Genomic DNA, 16398 nt, shown 5'->3' with positions numbered 1-16398 from the left:
CGACGATGACCGTAAAGAATTAAACAAAGAATTTAGCGCATTAAAAGAAGAAATCACTCGTATTTCTGATACAACTGAATTCAACAAGAAAACTTTATTAAACGGCGACTTTGATGGCGCTGCTAAAAGTAAAACAACAGCTGGAACAGAAGCTAGCAAATATTATACTCTTGACGTAAGTGACCATGAAAAATCTAACTCATTAGAAGTTTCATTCACTCGTACTGATGGCGATGCTGGAAAAGCAAAAGTGAATGCAGGTTTCTTCTTAGACACTGATGGAAAAGTTTATAAAGGTACTGATAAAACTGGTGATTTAGTAGGATCAGTTACTTTAACAACTGAAGGAAAATCAAAAGTTGGCGATGTAGCTGATACAGATACTAAATCTACTGTTGCAACAACAGCTCCAAAAGATGATACTAAATCATTAAAATTACATATTGGTGCTAACAAAGGTCAAAACATTTCTGTAACTATTGGTAAAATGGATGCTGAATCTTTAGGTATTAATGATTTAGACTTATCTAAACAAGAAGATGCTAACTCAGCTATCGAAGTTATTGATCAAGCAAAAACTCAAGTATCAAGCACTCGTTCTGACTTAGGTGCGGTACAAAACCGTCTACAACACACAATCAACAACCTTTCTACAACACAAGAAAACTTATCAGAAGCTAACTCACGTATCCGTGACGTTGACATGGCTGAAGAAATGATGAGCTTCACTAAGAGCAACATCCTTTCTCAAGCTGCAACTTCAATGTTGGCACAAGCTAACGCTATGCCACAAAGTGTTCTTTCATTATTACAATAATAAAAGCATCACGATATTGAATTGAAAAGTCGACGATTTTTGTCGGCTTTTTCATTCATTTTAGATAGTGTTGTTTTGTTTAGAAACAAAAGGAGAAAATTATGGATATTAATCATATGGTCCACGCTAGTCCAAGAGTGTTACCAATTTCTGATTCGTCTAAAGTACAAACCGGAGTGCAACCAGATATGACAAATCAAAAACAACCACTTCAAAATAGAATTCAACATTTAAAAGATTCAAATGGAGATTTTTTTGATGCGGGTACGTTATCAGGATATAGTAAGGAGCAAATCGACAAAGCCATTGAGGACGCGAATCGTTTGTTAGTTGGAAAGAATACGAAATTTAGTTATAAAATTCACGAAGATACGCAACGGATTATTATTGAGTTAAAAGATATTCAGACAGATGAAGTAGTTAAAGAAATACCACCCCAAAAAATGTTAGATATCATTGCTGATATTTGGAAACAAACGGGAATAATTGTAGATAAGAAGGGATAATAAATGGCAAACGTAACTAGCACAACGGGAATTAGTTCAACTTTAGGTAGCTATTCTGGAATTACCAGTCAAGATATTGACAAATTAATTGAAGCAGAATCATTACCGATTGTAAAACTTAATAATCAAAAATCAAAAATTAATGAGCAACAAAATGCGTGGAAAGATATTAAATTACGCTTGAGTACAATGTTGGCAAAAGTTGAGAACTTACAAAAACCAGAAGCCTTCAATACAAAAAAAATCAGTAACTCAAATGACAAGAGTGTGGTTTTTACAGCCGATGCTAAGGCGATGAATGAAAATTATACATTAACAGTTGATCAATTGGCGACGTCTTCAAGAATGACATCAGGTAAAATTGCCGATTTAGAAGGTAAAACTGTTTATGAAAAACTTGGTGTTGCCGGTGAGTTAACTTTTGAAGGAACTAAAGGCAAAGCAACGATTAATGTTGATAATTCTGATAGTCTTAAAGAAATCACTAATAAAATTAACGAAACATCTAAAGATACAGGTGTTAAAGCCGCGATAATTGATAATCGTCTTGTTATTTCAAGTGTGGAGACTGGTCAAAAAGAAATCAAGATTGAAGCAACAGCCTTAGCAGGCACTTTAGGATTGACTGAAGAAACAGGTGGGAAGTTCGACGAAGGTAAGAAAGCTCAATTTACGATTGATGGCATGAAAGTCGAACGTGACTCAAATACAATTACTGATGTGATTGAAAATGTCAAAATCCAATTAAAAGCACCATCTAAAGATCCAATTCATATTGAAATGACGCAAGATATTGATCATGCTGTGAAATCAGCGCAAGAATTTGTTGAACAATATAATAATGTTATGGATTTTATCAATGAAAAATTAGACGTTGGTGATCCTAGTAAAAAAGACAACAAAGCTGGGGCTCTTGTTGGCGATAGTTCTTTAATTCGACTTCAAACACAATTACGTGAGATGATGACTGACAATGTTGATTCTGGTGGGAAATCAGGAATTAAAAATCCGTCTGAATTAGGAATCAGTAGTAAAAAAGAGAGCCGGTCGACGATTGTTTTTGATGAAGAAAAATTTAGAAAAGCCTTTGAAAAAAATCCAGAAGATGTCCAAGCATTCTTCCATCAAGCCATTGAAACAAAAGAAACAGTTGTCAATGAAGCTGGCGAATCTGAAATTGAAAAAGTAACAACGAACTTTGGCTATACTAAAGGAATAAAAGAACTAATGAATTCTTTTATTACGGATGACAAAGGGAAGAAAAGTGTATATACTACTAAAAGTGATAGCTTTTCAGCATCTGTTAAAAATATCGAATCACGTATCGAAAAATTCACAGCGCAGATTGATAAAAAACGTGATTATTATGTTCGTACTTTTACAAGACTGGATAATGTGATGATGAAAGCTGAAGAACAAATGGCGTATCTACAAAGTCAAATGGCTGCGTTTATGCCACAATAGAGTTTAGGGGAAATTATGACAGATAATGTATTGAATACATTGTTTTTAAACTTGGAAAAGTGGGATGGCAATTTAGCTCATGGCGAGCAAATTATCAATGAGAATCACCCACTTTTTGAACAATTGAAGCAACAAGATATTATTTTTGATTCAAAAGACAGCCAAAAATTAAAAACAATTATGACAAAAACGATGATGATTCGGACACAAATTAGCACTGAAAAGAAAAAAGTTGTAAAGCAAATGTCGCAGATGAATCAAAAAGACAAAATGGTGAATAGTTACTATACGTCATCGCAAGATGCGAGTTTTATTGATCGCGCATTTTAAGGCAAAGGGGAAAATAAAATGGGGTATCAAAAAGGTGTAAATGCATATAAAAATAGTCAAATTTTAACGGCATCACCAAAAAAAATTATTGATTTGTTGTTAGAAGGTGCTGTTAAACAGATTAAATTGGCACAATTGGCTCTTGATCAAGATAATTTTGAAGCAGTTAATATCCATTTAATTAAAGCACAAGATATCATTCTAGAACTTAAATTATCTGTTGATACAACAGTTGAAGGTGATATTCCGAATCAGTTGATTGAAATGTATGAATTTATGTTCTCTCGTTTGGTCACTGCGAATATGGAAAAAGACCTTGAATTAATGGAGTTAGTCATTCAAATGCTCGAAGAGTTTCGCGAAACTTGGCAACAATTGTAATCAGGTTATGCCAATGAAAAAATCTATTTATCGAAAATTAACTATTTTAACTCTTGTTTCTCTAAGCATTGGGACAGGGATTTATTTTAAAGATACGGTCTTCGATGCTGCTGAATCAGATTATCAGCAAGTCAATTTAATGCGTGGTTATCGTGAAATTCAACCATTAAAAGAAGTGACAAATTATCAGCTAGAGGTTCCTTTATATAATCAACTTGACGCTCCTAGCCTACCTTATGGTTGTGAAGTAACTGCCTTAGGGATGTTACTAAGCTATTATGGCTATGACGGCAATAAAAATACATTACAGGATCAAATTCAAAAAGAACCTTATCAAGACGAAAATGGCTTGATGGGAAATCCTGATATTGGCTTTGTTGGAGACGCCACGGGTAAGAAACCAGGAACGGGTGTCAATCATGGCCCCATTGCTGATTTGGCACAAAAAGTTGTTCAAAATGATTATCAAGTTCATGATATTTCCAATCAATCTTTTGATAAAGTCATCGAACAAATTAAAGAAGGTCGACCGGTTTGGGTTGTGACAAGTATTGACTATGAGGTGCCTTCTAGTAGGGATAAACTAGCATGGCAAACGAAACAGGGAATGATGACTCTTGAGTTAAAACATCATGCCGCTGTTGTCACAGGTGTTGACCAGACTCATGTCTATTTAAACGATGCTTTTGGAGAGAAGAAAAAAATTGAATATCCAAAATTTGAAAAAATCTTTAAATCAATGGGATCACAAGCCATTTATTTAGAAAATAATACGATTTCATAGTAGTCTACGAAACAATTTATGTTGTTTTGTGGACTCTTTTTTGCATTTTATAATAATACCTTTTACAATTAAAGTAACAAATGAATTTAAATGGAGGTTAACTTAATGTATTGGCTATGGATATTAATTGTAGGTGCAACGATTGGTGCGATTGCAGGGGCATTAGTAAATAAAAACGATTCAAAAGGCTGTCTTTTTAATATTATTGCTGGATTAGTTGGTTCATCAGTTGGACAAAAATTGTTTGGAGATGACTGGGGCGGACAGCTTGCTAGTATGGCATTAATTCCGTCTATTTTAGGTGCTGTCATCGTTGTTGCGGTAGTTTCCGTATTTATGAAAAAGAACCACTAATTACGAAAGACTGGAGGGGTTCTGATGCATGTAAATTTTTGTAATCAAGAAAATGAAACAATGAGTGTGACTTATGCTGAATCATTTAAAAAGTATGTAAATGCTGGCAAATTTGATGCTTGGTTGAACGACGGCCCCATTTTGATTATAAGTCAGGCAACTCTTTATGAGCGATGTTATGATTTATTAATGAAACGTGTTAAAAATATCGATAAAATTCAGTGGTATATTCTCCCAAACTTACCGCTTGGTGAGTCTTTTTCATTATTTTCAAAAACACTAATGTTTATTGAGCAGATGAAATTACCGCGGGGGACAAAACTTTTGAGTCTTGGAAATGAAACAATCAATCAAATTGGCTCATTTATTCATGGTGTGAGTCCTTATATAGCTGAACAATTTCATATTGCGAGTGATTTGTCGGGCTTCCTCTCTGCCATTAGTGGTTATGCGACTTTAACCGGGCCAAATCTTGAGACTTTATCGGAGCGAAAGGCTTTGCCGAATGGTCTGTTTTACGATACAATGTTGAGTGGTAGTGAGACTCTTTTTGAGACGAGGCTGTCTTTATTTAGAATGGTTCAAATTGGTTTGCAATATGATGTGTCAATTTTGAATCGACTTTATGAAGAGACTGATAAAAGAACCGAACACTATGTTGCGTTTAGTCAGGACCTACTGGAATTAGCTCAAAAGCAGTCGCTTGATTTTGAATATGGTAAAACATTCACCCAAGCACTATTTGTTACAGAAGGTTCTTATGCCCTAAATTATGAGCAAAAACGTTGGTTAGGTTTACTGCTAACAATGTGTTGTCAAAACGAACAAGTACATTATCACGCTGATTTTAAAATAATCAAGCACTGGTTGGAGTACCAATTAGGCGAAAGCTTAAGTTTACCAAAATTTTTATTAACCAGTGATTTAGTCGAACAGGTGGCTTTAATCTTAGGAAGAGAACAGAAATGGTTTGGCTTAAGTCAAATGGGAAGTAGAACAACGCAAGCAATACCAACATTATTAGAAATTGAGCACGGAATTGAATCGTTTCGCTCAATAGAATAAAAATTTATGAATGTTAGATGGGAGTAATGAAATGTCTTATAGTAAAAAGATGTTAGATTTTATTTCAAAAGGGGAATTTATTGATGCACAAATGGTCTTAGAAGATGTCATCGCACATGACCTGCCAGAAGAGAAACTTCAATTAGCCGATAATTTATTCCAACTTGGATTTTTAGAAGAGTCAGAACAATTGTTTGAACATCTCTTAGAAGTTTTTCCAAGTGAGGAAGGGTTAAAGATTTCACTGGCTGAGATTGCAATTGAAAATAATGATATTGAAAAAGCAACGGAATTATTAACGTCAATTCCGGAATCAAGTGATGTCTATGTTCAAAGTTTATTAACGCAAGCTGATTTATACCAAATTCTTGAAATACCAGAAGTCAGTGAACAAAAATTAAAACAAGCACAAAAACTTTTACCAAATGAACCAATTATCCAAGTTGCCTTGGCAGAATTCTATTTTTCAATGGAGGATTATCAAGAGGCAGTAGAGCTTTATCAAACAGTTCTAAAAGAAAATCCGACATTAGATATTGGGATTAGTTTTTACGAAAGAATTGGTGTGGCACTCTCAAGGATTGCTGAATTTGAAGAAGCAATTCAATATTTGGAAGAAGCACTTAGAGAAGAAGAAACAGTAGAACGTTTATTCCAATTGGCGCTATGTTATTATCAATTAGGCGAAAACGAACGTGCTATCGAGTTATTACGCCAAGTTGTTTCAATCAACGAAGATTTTCAACAAGTATATTATCCACTTGGTCAAATTCTTTTTGACGAAGGAATGGACGAAGAGGCACTAAATTATTTGGAAATTGGGATTGAAAAAAATCCTTATGAAGTTAGTCTTTATCATTTAGCATCTGAATGTGCGTATCGCTTATATAAAAAAGAAACGGCCATTCATTATTTACGTCAGGCTATTGCACTTGAAGAAGATAGCGATTTTTCTAAATTACGCTTAGTAGATTTACTTAGAAATGAAGAAGATTTTGATGAGGCGTTATCGTTACTATCAACGCTGGAAAATCCCAACTTAAGTGAAGCACAATGGTATGCTGCTAGATTATATAACGATTTAGAGGAATTTGGTCAAGCTGCGGTTGCCTATGAAAAAGCCGCACCAGAACTGTTAGAAGATGCGGAATTCTTAAAAGAATATGGTATGTTTTTAAGAGAAGAAGGAAAAATAGATCAATCAACACAATTACTTCAAGCTTATTTGAAACAAGTACCTGATGACATGGAGATTAGTGATCTGATTGATTAAGGAATGAGACGATAATATGACGGGTATTGAAGAAAAAAAGACTTTTATCAAATGGGTACTAGAAACCTTTACATTACAAAAAAGAGAATCGTATTGGGTTTTGAACTATTTATTAAATCACGAGGTTTTACTTACAAAAATTATTTTTGTTAGAGATGCACTTGCGACGCCAAGAGGTTTAAGAATCAGTGAGTCTTCGATTAGCGATGATGACTCTGGAATGGTACTTGTAAAAGATGGTCTATTATTTGATGATCCAGAACAAATTTTTCATGATATTCGTTTGAATTGGCGCCAAGTTTTATATGTTGAGATTCAATTTCCGAACGCGAGCCGTTATCTACCATATCAGGCTGTTTTAGAAATTAATCCTTACGTTCCTGAAACAAATGAAATTGACAGTGAATGGGACTATTCATTAGATGCATTTTTGAATAATTATGATCAGACAGTTCAGCTGGCCAATCTTTTGACAGCTATCAATCAAGCGATTGATGAAGAAGATGAAACTAGCTTTAAGCAACTGACTAAGAAATATAATCATTTAAAGAAGTTAATATCTGAGAAATAATAAAAAAAAGAGGGACTGTGACATAAGTACGTCACAGTCTCTTTTCTAAACTTAAACGGTGTCGCAAAAGTAGCTTCTTTGGAAATAAGCCGAAAATCACAAAAATTTGAAAAGCAATATTTGTGATTTCTTTCTTATTTCTTGAAGGTGAACACTTCTGTAACAACCACTCTAGTGTGTATATATTATTCTGGGCTACTGGAGAGTTGTTCTTTTCGACGCTTAGTTAAATGTTTGAATTTTTTTGGCTTATCAAATGAGAAGCCTTCACCATGCACTTCTTTGACGTCGATAATAGAAATGAACGCTTCAGGATCGATTTCTTGGCACAGTGACTTAAGTTCAGTTAATTCTGACAAGTCAATTACACAATAAAGCATCAGACGATCTTGATTAAAGTACGCACCTTCCGATTTAATAAAGGTCGCGCCACGTTCGAGGTTTTGCATAATTGAACTGGCGATGTCTTCAGAGTAATTAGAAATAATAAAGACCCCTTTTGAGTAGTAACTAATACCCTCTTGAATGAAATCAACAACAATACTAAATATAAATACAATAATTAAGGTATATGTCATTTCACGAATAGAAAGATATGTTAGTGACAAGGTTAGAACAATAATATCGAGCATTAACATCGACTTACCAATTGAAATTCCAGTATATTTTTGAATAATCCGAGCAACGATATCTGCACCGCCTGTTGTTCCGCCAAAGCGGTAAACAATCCCACTTCCGATACCAGATGCTAGTCCGGCAAGTAAAGCTGCAATCAATAAATCATTTTCTAACGGAATAGAGACTGGAAATTGTTGTTCCCACCACAAGTTAAATGAAAGTGAAAAAGAACCAACAAATGTATATATAAGCGCTTTCTTTCCTAAAAATTTAAAACCAATGAATAAGATGGGGATATTTAATAGCAAAACTGAGGTTGCTGGATTTATGTCATAAAGATGAAAAAGAATCAATGAAATCCCAGTTAATCCTCCTTCAGCTAGACTGTTGGCCATGTTAAAATTAATTAAGCCAAAGGCGACTATTACTGTCCCAAAAAATATCATAATTGTGTCAATAAAATACTCTTTTTTTAATGTCATATCGATCGACTCCTTTCATAAATCACACGAGTTCATCATATCACAAGATATAAAAAACGAACAGATAATCTCAGTTGCGAAATGTAATTATTTCTAATAAAATTAGGGAAACTGAGTCATGATATAGGGGGAATAAAAAATGAAGCAAGAAAAAAATATTGCAGCACTACAAGAAGAACTGGCACAATATATTGCTCAGTTTGAAGAAGGTTATTTTTCTCCAACAACGCAAGTTTTGAATTTAGTTGAGGAAGTTGGTGAATTAGCACGTGAAATTAACCACCACTATGGTGAAAAGAAAAAGAAAAATCAAGATGAATCAAATCATATTGAAGAAGAGTTGGGTGACGTTTTAATTGCGTTAATTATTATGGCGAATTCTTTAAAAATAGATTTAGCTGATTCCTATGAAAGTAATATGCAAAAATTTAAAAGACGTGATCATAATCGTTTTGAGCGATTGGACCGGAAAGAGATGGAGCAAACTGAATGAAATTAGAAAACTTACCACAGGAATTTACTGATGCTATTCCAGTGATGGAAAAAATTATCGCAGCTGGTTTTGAAGCATATTTTGTTGGTGGCAGTGTCCGCGATTGTTTCTTAAATCAACCTATTCATGATGTGGACATCGCGACAAGTGCTTATCCAGAAGAAATAAAAGCGATTTTCAAAAAAACAATTGATGTGGGAATTGAACACGGTACCGTTTTGGTCTTAGCTGATCAAGGAGAATATGAAATTACAACTTTTAGAACTGAGTCAACCTATCAAGATTTTCGTAGGCCAGATCAAGTTACATTTGTTCGATCTTTAGAAGAAGATTTAAAACGACGCGATTTTACGATGAATGCCTTAGCAATGACAACAGAAGGAGAGGTTATTGATTTATTTGATGGTGTGCAATCGATTAAAAATCACGAAATTGTAGCAGTTGGCAATCCACAAGAAAGATTTTTTGAAGATGCTTTACGCATGATGCGTGCCTTACGCTTTGCATCTCAACTTGACTTTGATATTGAAGTTAAAACACTTCAAGCAATTAAAAAACATGCTCATTTACTGGAAAAAATCTCAGTTGAAAGAATCGAGATTGAATGGGTAAAACTATTACTTGGTCAAAATCGTGCTAAAGGATTGGCACTTTTCATTGAAACAGCATGTTATGAATATTGTCCAGGATTAAAGCATCAAGCTCAAGCATTGAATCGTTTCTTAAAGTTACCATCTAATAAAATTTCAAATGAAACACTTGCTTGGCTCCTATTAATTTATAAATTAGAAGTGAACAATGTTTCGAAATGGATGAAGCAATGGAAAGTTTCCAATAAAATGATTCAAGATCTAACAGCTGGTTTAGCATTATTAAAAATAAGGCTTGAAGATGAGTGGCGTTCGAATATGCTTTATCATGCGAATCCAAATCTTATTCAGTTAGTAGAGGATGCTCGAGAGTTTTTAGGGAAAGATAATGATTATTTAGCCGCAATTTCCCTTTATGAGGAATTACCAATTCATAAAATTCAAGAATTGGAAGTCAATGGCCAAGTTTTAATGCAACATACGCAAAAAAAAGGTGGGCCATGGTTGGGCGAAACACTACATGAACTTGAACGACAAGTAGTAAATGGTGACATTCAAAATAATCAAGTAGACTTGCTTAGTAAAGCTGATGAATTACTTGGAGAGGAAGCTTAAAAATGTATCGTAAAAAATTTACTGTCACAAAAGACTGGACAGCCTTAGCAATGGGTTCGGGTAGCTTACAAGTTTTAGCAACACCGGCTTTAATTGCATTTGCTGAAAATACCTGCGCTGAGTTAATTGCTCAAGAATTATCGGCAGATGATACAACTGTAGGGACCCAAATCAATTGCAAACATCTTAAGGCAACAGGATTAGACCAAGAAATTGATATTTCTGTTAAACTTATCCAAAGTACTGGTAAGAAATATGAGTTTTCATTCCAAGCTTTTGAGGGTGAAATGTTAATTGGCGAGGGCAATCATACGCGTGTTAAAGTCAATCGCGTAAAATTTTTACGTCACGTTTAGTAACGTATATAATATGTGAAATATTTCATAAAGTTATATTTTTTGCTTTCATTTCATGGTATACTAAATGCGTTCCAAGATAAGCAACCTAAATAGAAAGAGGAGATTTTGATGACAAAAGAAATGACTAGTTTTAAATTCTTTTTTAGAAATGGTGAAACATGGACAATAGACCGCGAGTATATTGGGGATCTTTGGATTAGTAAAGTAACAACAAGTTATGGCCGTATTCATGGTAGTGATTTTCAAAAAATTCACCCATGCGAAGGTTTAAAAATTGAAATATTCAGCGAAGCTGATCATGTTCAATCAGATGATATCAATCAGGGTGGCCTTGAATTAGGTATGTTTGCTAGAGCATTAAAATATCAGGACATCGAAAAAATGGCGATAAATTTTGACGATCAAACGAGTGATCTCATTTACTTCCCATACAAAGATAAAGAAACGCCAGGTCAAGAAGGTTTAGACAATATTTATCAATCAACAAAGATTTCTGCTGACAATCGTTTATATATCGTAATCGATGCTGAAAAAACAGTTGCAGAAATTTACCAAGATAAATTTTAATTAATCAAAAATTAAAAAAGTAAAAATCATAATTTGAGTGATTTTTACTTTTTTTATTGTGGTTTTAGTGAAAAAATCTAAAAGAAGCTGATACAGTAATGTCCCGTACCTTGTTTCAGAAAACTAAATCTGTTAAAATGGACAAGATAATAAAGAGGATAGGTGAAATAATGAAAATTCTAAGAGCCGATCATTTAACAAAGTCTTATGGTGAAAAGGTCTTATTAGATGATGTTTCTTTTTTAGTTCGTGAAAAAGAAAGAATTGGTTTGATCGGTATTAACGGTACCGGTAAATCAACGTTGATGTCAATTTTAGCTAAAACAGATCAACCTGAAAATGGAACACTAGATCACCCAACAGATTATTCGATTAGTTATCTTTCGCAATATACTGATTTTGAGGATGACTGGAGTGTGATGGATGTCGTCTTTGCAGGCGATAGCCCAATCATGAGAGCTGTCAAAGGTTATGAGTTAGCATTAACTAACTTGGCTCTAGATGGTGAAAACGAAACTTTCCAAAAAGCTTACACAAAAGCTGAAGAAAAAATGAATCAAGAAGATGCTTGGATTGCAGATACTAATGCGAAAACCATTTTAAGTAAATTAGGCGTTCTCTTTTTAGATAAAAAAGTTTCTGAATTATCAGGTGGTCAGAAAAAAAGATTAGGTTTAGCCCAAGTTTTAATTCAAGAACCAGATTTACTATTATTAGATGAACCAACTAACCATTTGGATTATAAGAGTATTGAATGGCTTGAGAATTATTTAAAACAATATCGCGGCGCCTTAGTCGTAACGACACATGATCGTTATTTCCTTGACCGTGTGACGAATCGAATGATGGAGCTTTCTAATGGTCACCTTTCTGAATATGATGGCAACTATGAAGCGTATCTTGTTCAGCGTGCTGAACGTGATGAAATAGAAAAGAGTCAAGAACATAAGAATAAGCAACTTTTCAAACAAGAATTAGCTTGGATGCGTGCAGGTGTTAAAGCACGTGGTACAAAACAACAAGCACGAATCGATCGCTTTACAGACTTAAAAGAAAAGGTATCACAAGCTAGTGATACAGATTCTTTTCAAATTACAACAGGCTCAACGCGCTTAGGAAAAAAAGTAATTGAAATTGAAAATGCAAATTATACAATCGAAAATCAAATTATTTTAAATGATTTTAACTTGTTGATTCAAGGGCAAGAACGTTTAGGAATTACTGGTGAAAATGGAACTGGTAAATCAACGCTACTTAATTTAATTGCAGGACGCATGAGTCTTGATAGTGGCACTTTAAGTTTAGGTGAAACCGTCAAACTTGGTTACTATACGCAAGAAAATGAAGGTATGGATGAATCAAAAAGAATGATTCAGTATTTGCAAGAAAAAGCTGAAGAAGTGAAACAAAGTGATGGCACAGTCATTAGTGTGACTGAAATGTTAGAACGCTTCCTTTTTCCACGGCATATGCATGGGACGTCAATTTCGAAATTATCAGGTGGTGAAAAACGTCGCTTATACCTATTAAACATTTTAATCCAACAACCGAATGTGCTATTATTAGATGAGCCGACGAATGATTTAGATATTGAGACGTTAACTATTTTAGAAGACTATTTAGAAACGTTCCCGGGTGCTGTTATTACAGTCAGTCATGACCGTTACTTCTTAGATAAAACAATGTCTAAAATTATGATTTTCGAAGGTAATGGTGAGATGGAGCTTTATTACGGATTAATGAGTGAGTACTTGTTAACAAAAAAAGAAGCAGATGAAGCTGTTTCCACTCCAATACCATCAGCTATTAAAGAAGTTAAGGCTGAAGAAATACAAGAAAAAGTTAAAAAGAAATTAACGTATCAAGAAAAGATAGAATGGGAATCAATTGAAACCGATATTGAAAAGTTAGAAAATAAGTGTGAAGAAATCAATGATTCAATGTTAGCAAATGCGAATGATGCTGGTAAATTACAAGATTTACAAAAGGAATTAACTTTGACTGAAACACAGTTGGAAGAAAAAATGGAGCGCTGGGAATATTTAAGCGAATTCTCCGAAAGTTAGGATGTAAAAGAATGGAACAAGTATATTTAGATTTAGGCCGTCATATTTTGGCTGAGGGTCATGAGAAAAGTGACCGGACTGGAACCGGAACTAAAAGTATCTTTGGTTATCAAATGCGATTTGATTTACAGAAGGGGTTTCCATTGTTAACGACCAAAAGAGTACCGTTCTCATTGATTAAAAGTGAATTGTTGTGGTTTATTAAGGGTGACACCAATATTCGCTATTTATTAGAACATAACAACCATATTTGGGACGAGTGGGCATTTGAAAGATATGTGAACAGCGAAGATTATGTTGGTCCTGATATGACTGATTTTGGTCGTCGTGCGTTAGTCGATGAAGCATTTAATGAGCAATATCAAAAAGAAAGCCAAGCATTTTGTCAAAAAATTATTGAAGATGATGATTTTTGTGAAAAATACGGGGAACTTGGCAATATTTATGGTGCTCAGTGGCGACACTGGCAAACATCAACAGGGGAAACTATTGATCAATTAAGTCAAGTGATAGAGATGATTAAACAAAATCCTGATTCTAGACGTTTGATTGTATCGACTTGGAATCCGGAGGATGTACCAAACATGGCTTTACCACCTTGTCACACGATGTTTCAATTTTATGTGTCTGAGGGCAAACTAAGCTGTCAATTATATCAAAGAAGTGGCGATGTCTTTTTAGGGATTCCGTTTAATATAGCAAGTTATAGTTTGCTTACACATCTCGTCGCGCATGAAACAGGATTAGAAGTTGGTGATTTTGTCCACACAATTGGAGATGCACATCTTTATAGTAATCACTATGATCAAATGGCTCTACAACTAAGCCGTGAAGTACGTGAATTACCAACATTGGTATTGAATGATAAAAAGAAAAGTTTGTTTGATTTTGAAATGGAAGATATTGTTCTGGAGAACTATCATCCACATCCAGCAATTAAGGCTCCAGTAGCTGTTTAAAATTTTAGGGGGAAAATGAATGTTAGTAGCAATATGGGCTCAAGATGAGAATGGTTTGATTGGTAAGGCGGAACAACTTCCGTGGCATTTGCCCGATGATTTGCAATTTTTTAAGAAAATGACGCAAAACAATACTATTGTAATGGGTCGTAAAACGTTTGAAGGTTTAGGCAAAAGACTGTTACCAGATCGTTCAACAATTGTTTTAACGTCTGATCAAAACTATGATGGTAACGGTGCAACTGTCATGCATTCCGTTCAAGAAGTTTTAGATTACGCTGAACAATTTGAAGGCATTACTTTTATTACTGGTGGTGGTGAGATTTACAAACAATTTTTACCATACTATGATGTCTTGTATCGTACGCTGATTAAAGCTGAATTTGAAGGTGACACTTACTTTCCTTATTTAGATTGGGATGAGTGGAATATCGTCAGTACCAGTGAAGGCACGGTTGATGATAAAAATGCCTATGCCCATGATTATGAAACATATCAACGCAATAAAAGTGTTGTAACAAATTAAAATAAAGAACTTATAAAAATCGCTGCTAAACGCAAATTTTTATAAGTTTTTTTCTTTTGTATTCTGTTGTTTTTAGAAGTATGCTTAAGGAAAAGAGGAGGAACAAAAAGGATGGATACATTTAATAAAATATTTGAAGAAATCAAACAAGATCCAATGAATCAAGCTTTCACTCAAGCAAATATTGATCCGCTTTATTCCGTTTCTAAAGAAGTTCGTTTACTTATAATTGGTCAAGCTCCAGGTATTAGAGCACAAGAAACACGTTTATTTTGGAATGACCCAAGTGGGGACCGCCTGAGAGATTGGTTGAATATTTCGCGGGCGACTTTTTACGACTCTAAAGAAATTGGTGTTTTACCGATGGATTTTTATTATCCTGGTAAGGGAAAAAGTGGCGATTTGCCACCACGAAAAGAATTTGCGGCCAAATGGCACCCACGACTTTTAGCATTAATGCCTAAAATCGAATTGATTCTGCTTGTTGGTTCGTATGCAACGCATACTTATTTAGACTTAAAATCGACAGTAAAATTAACTGATATTGTTCGAAACTATGAACATTATTTACCAACATATTTTCCAATTATCCATCCTTCTCCTCGTAATCAAATCTGGATGAAGAAAAATCCGTGGTTTGAAATAGAAGTCATTCCAATCTTACAAAAGGAAACAGCACGTATTCTGTCATAATTCTACTGAATAGGTATCCAAATCTCTGTAATATGTGAAGGAGAAGTTGGGTCTTGATCTAAAGGATAAGCTTCAAAATCTGGCAATTTTGCTGGTTTTAATTGCGAGCTTGGGAAAAAAACTTGGAAAATGTCTTGATATGTTTTTCTTAAAGCGTCAGGAACAGTACCTTGAGCTTCAAAAACCAACCAGGAACTAGCCGGTATTTCAAAAGTTTTTGTTTCAAGTTCAGTTTCTTTCAAGCCGTAAGTCGCAATCATATAGTCAAAACCATTTATATCTTTCGGAATGCAGATTCCAAGGACTTGGTTTGGCTGTGTGGTATCTCGATTCGCTAACAATCGTTCGCCTTCTTCAGATTCATTGAACCAATCCCAAAATTTTGGAATATCAGTTTGGGCTACTTCATCATTATCATAATGTCGGGTAAAACCTTGAACGGTTATTTTTTCATTTTTTATAATTTGATAATTCATGGGAACATCTCCTTCAAGTTGGATACGTATTTTTAGTTTTGGAAAAAGTGTTACAGGCGTTTCGGCTTTGCGGACTGCAGATGGTGTTTGATTAAATAAATTTTGAAATGCGCGTGTGTAAGCTTCAGATGATTGATAACCATATCGAAAGGCAGTATCGATAATTCGATCATTAGAATATTGTAGATCAGCAATCGAGCGAGAGAGTTTACGTTTTCGAATATACTCTGAAAGTGTCATACCAGTTAATCCCAAAAACATTTTTTGAAAATTATAGTATGAGACATTTGCGAGATGCTCAATTTCTTTTTCATTAATCGTATCAGTCAGCTGTGTTTCTATATAATCAAGAATATTATTTAGAGCTTTCATAAAGCAATCTCCTTTCTGATTTAAGATTAACACGGGT

General features: G+C 34.4%; 20 protein-coding genes. 18 read left to right on the top strand and 2 right to left on the bottom strand.

Translation table 11 applies throughout. The features are described from left to right. The 10 genes from ESZ54_RS12655 to ESZ54_RS06005 form a co-directional block, all read left to right on the top strand. A partial coding sequence (locus tag ESZ54_RS12655) for a flagellin (RefSeq protein WP_420824357.1) occupies positions 1-817 on the top strand: 817 nt, incomplete at its 5' end. Between the two features lie 101 nt (positions 818-918). Beyond that, a complete protein-coding gene (locus tag ESZ54_RS06045; protein WP_136136770.1) occupies positions 919-1323 on the top strand; it encodes a flagellar protein FlaG in 405 nt (134 codons plus the stop codon). Between the two features lie 3 nt (positions 1324-1326). After that, complete coding sequence (gene fliD / locus ESZ54_RS06040; protein WP_136136769.1) at positions 1327-2787, top strand: flagellar filament capping protein FliD; 1461 nt, start codon at positions 1327-1329, stop codon at positions 2785-2787. A gap of 15 nt (positions 2788-2802) precedes the next feature. Continuing rightward, positions 2803-3117: a hypothetical protein gene (locus tag ESZ54_RS06035; RefSeq protein WP_136136768.1), complete on the top strand. Its 315-nt coding sequence runs from the start codon at positions 2803-2805 to the stop codon at positions 3115-3117. 18 nt (positions 3118-3135) lie between these two features. Beyond that, positions 3136-3498, top strand: a complete 363-nt coding sequence (gene fliS, locus ESZ54_RS06030) for a flagellar export chaperone FliS (RefSeq protein ID WP_136136767.1) — start codon at positions 3136-3138, stop codon at positions 3496-3498. A gap of 7 nt (positions 3499-3505) precedes the next feature. Next, positions 3506-4282: a C39 family peptidase gene (locus ESZ54_RS06025; protein ID WP_136136766.1), complete on the top strand. Its 777-nt coding sequence runs from the start codon at positions 3506-3508 to the stop codon at positions 4280-4282. Between the two features lie 105 nt (positions 4283-4387). After that, complete coding sequence (locus ESZ54_RS06020) at positions 4388-4636, top strand: GlsB/YeaQ/YmgE family stress response membrane protein (RefSeq protein ID WP_136136765.1); 249 nt, start codon at positions 4388-4390, stop codon at positions 4634-4636. A 24-nt stretch (positions 4637-4660) separates the two neighbouring features. Continuing rightward, positions 4661-5701 carry a hypothetical protein gene (locus tag ESZ54_RS06015; RefSeq protein ID WP_136136764.1) on the top strand — a complete coding sequence of 347 codons (1041 nt, stop codon included), beginning with the start codon at positions 4661-4663 and terminating at the stop codon, positions 5699-5701. A gap of 31 nt (positions 5702-5732) precedes the next feature. After that, complete coding sequence (locus ESZ54_RS06010) at positions 5733-6974, top strand: tetratricopeptide repeat protein (protein ID WP_162615113.1); 1242 nt, start codon at positions 5733-5735, stop codon at positions 6972-6974. 16 nt (positions 6975-6990) lie between these two features. Beyond that, positions 6991-7545: a YpiB family protein gene (locus tag ESZ54_RS06005; RefSeq protein ID WP_136136762.1), complete on the top strand. Its 555-nt coding sequence runs from the start codon at positions 6991-6993 to the stop codon at positions 7543-7545. A 185-nt stretch (positions 7546-7730) separates the two neighbouring features. Here ESZ54_RS06005 and ESZ54_RS06000 read toward each other — a convergent pair whose 3' ends face one another. After that, on the bottom strand, positions 7731-8645 hold the full coding sequence (locus ESZ54_RS06000) for a YitT family protein (RefSeq protein WP_136136761.1): 915 nt from the start codon (positions 8643-8645) through the stop codon (positions 7731-7733). Between the two features lie 139 nt (positions 8646-8784). On the opposite strand from ESZ54_RS06000, the gene ESZ54_RS05995 reads away from it, so the two are divergent. From ESZ54_RS05995 to ESZ54_RS05960, 8 genes are all read left to right on the top strand, one after another. Next, positions 8785-9138: a nucleotide pyrophosphohydrolase gene (locus ESZ54_RS05995; RefSeq protein WP_136136760.1), complete on the top strand. Its 354-nt coding sequence runs from the start codon at positions 8785-8787 to the stop codon at positions 9136-9138. Next, complete coding sequence (locus ESZ54_RS05990) at positions 9135-10343, top strand: CCA tRNA nucleotidyltransferase (protein ID WP_136136759.1); 1209 nt, start codon at positions 9135-9137, stop codon at positions 10341-10343. Before ESZ54_RS05995 ends, ESZ54_RS05990 begins: the two co-directional genes overlap by 4 nt. A gap of 2 nt (positions 10344-10345) precedes the next feature. After that, complete coding sequence (locus ESZ54_RS05985) at positions 10346-10699, top strand: thioesterase family protein (RefSeq protein WP_136136758.1); 354 nt, start codon at positions 10346-10348, stop codon at positions 10697-10699. Between the two features lie 111 nt (positions 10700-10810). Then, complete coding sequence (locus ESZ54_RS05980) at positions 10811-11269, top strand: hypothetical protein (RefSeq protein WP_136136757.1); 459 nt, start codon at positions 10811-10813, stop codon at positions 11267-11269. Between the two features lie 170 nt (positions 11270-11439). After that, positions 11440-13335 (top strand): ABC-F family ATP-binding cassette domain-containing protein, encoded by a 1896-nt coding sequence (locus tag ESZ54_RS05975; protein ID WP_136136756.1) that lies wholly within the window; start codon positions 11440-11442, stop codon positions 13333-13335. Positions 13336-13346: 11 nt separating this feature from the next. After that, on the top strand, positions 13347-14294 hold the full coding sequence (locus ESZ54_RS05970; RefSeq protein ID WP_136136755.1) for a thymidylate synthase: 948 nt from the start codon (positions 13347-13349) through the stop codon (positions 14292-14294). Positions 14295-14313: 19 nt separating this feature from the next. Next, positions 14314-14820, top strand: coding sequence for a dihydrofolate reductase (locus ESZ54_RS05965; protein WP_136136754.1), 507 nt, complete (start codon positions 14314-14316; stop codon positions 14818-14820). Between the two features lie 111 nt (positions 14821-14931). Next, positions 14932-15513: a uracil-DNA glycosylase family protein gene (locus ESZ54_RS05960; RefSeq protein ID WP_136136753.1), complete on the top strand. Its 582-nt coding sequence runs from the start codon at positions 14932-14934 to the stop codon at positions 15511-15513. A gap of 2 nt (positions 15514-15515) precedes the next feature. Here the strand turns inward: ESZ54_RS05960 and ESZ54_RS05955 are convergent, their stop codons facing one another. Next, positions 15516-16361: an AraC family transcriptional regulator gene (locus ESZ54_RS05955; RefSeq protein ID WP_162615112.1), complete on the bottom strand. Its 846-nt coding sequence runs from the start codon at positions 16359-16361 to the stop codon at positions 15516-15518. Between the last annotated feature and the right edge of the window lie 37 nt (positions 16362-16398).

This window comes from Vagococcus silagei, from assembly GCF_004795745.1.
GTDB lineage: Bacteria > Bacillota > Bacilli > Lactobacillales > Vagococcaceae > Vagococcus > Vagococcus silagei.
Note: the sequence above shows the minus strand (reverse complement) of the source record. Positions and strands in the feature narration are given on the sequence as shown.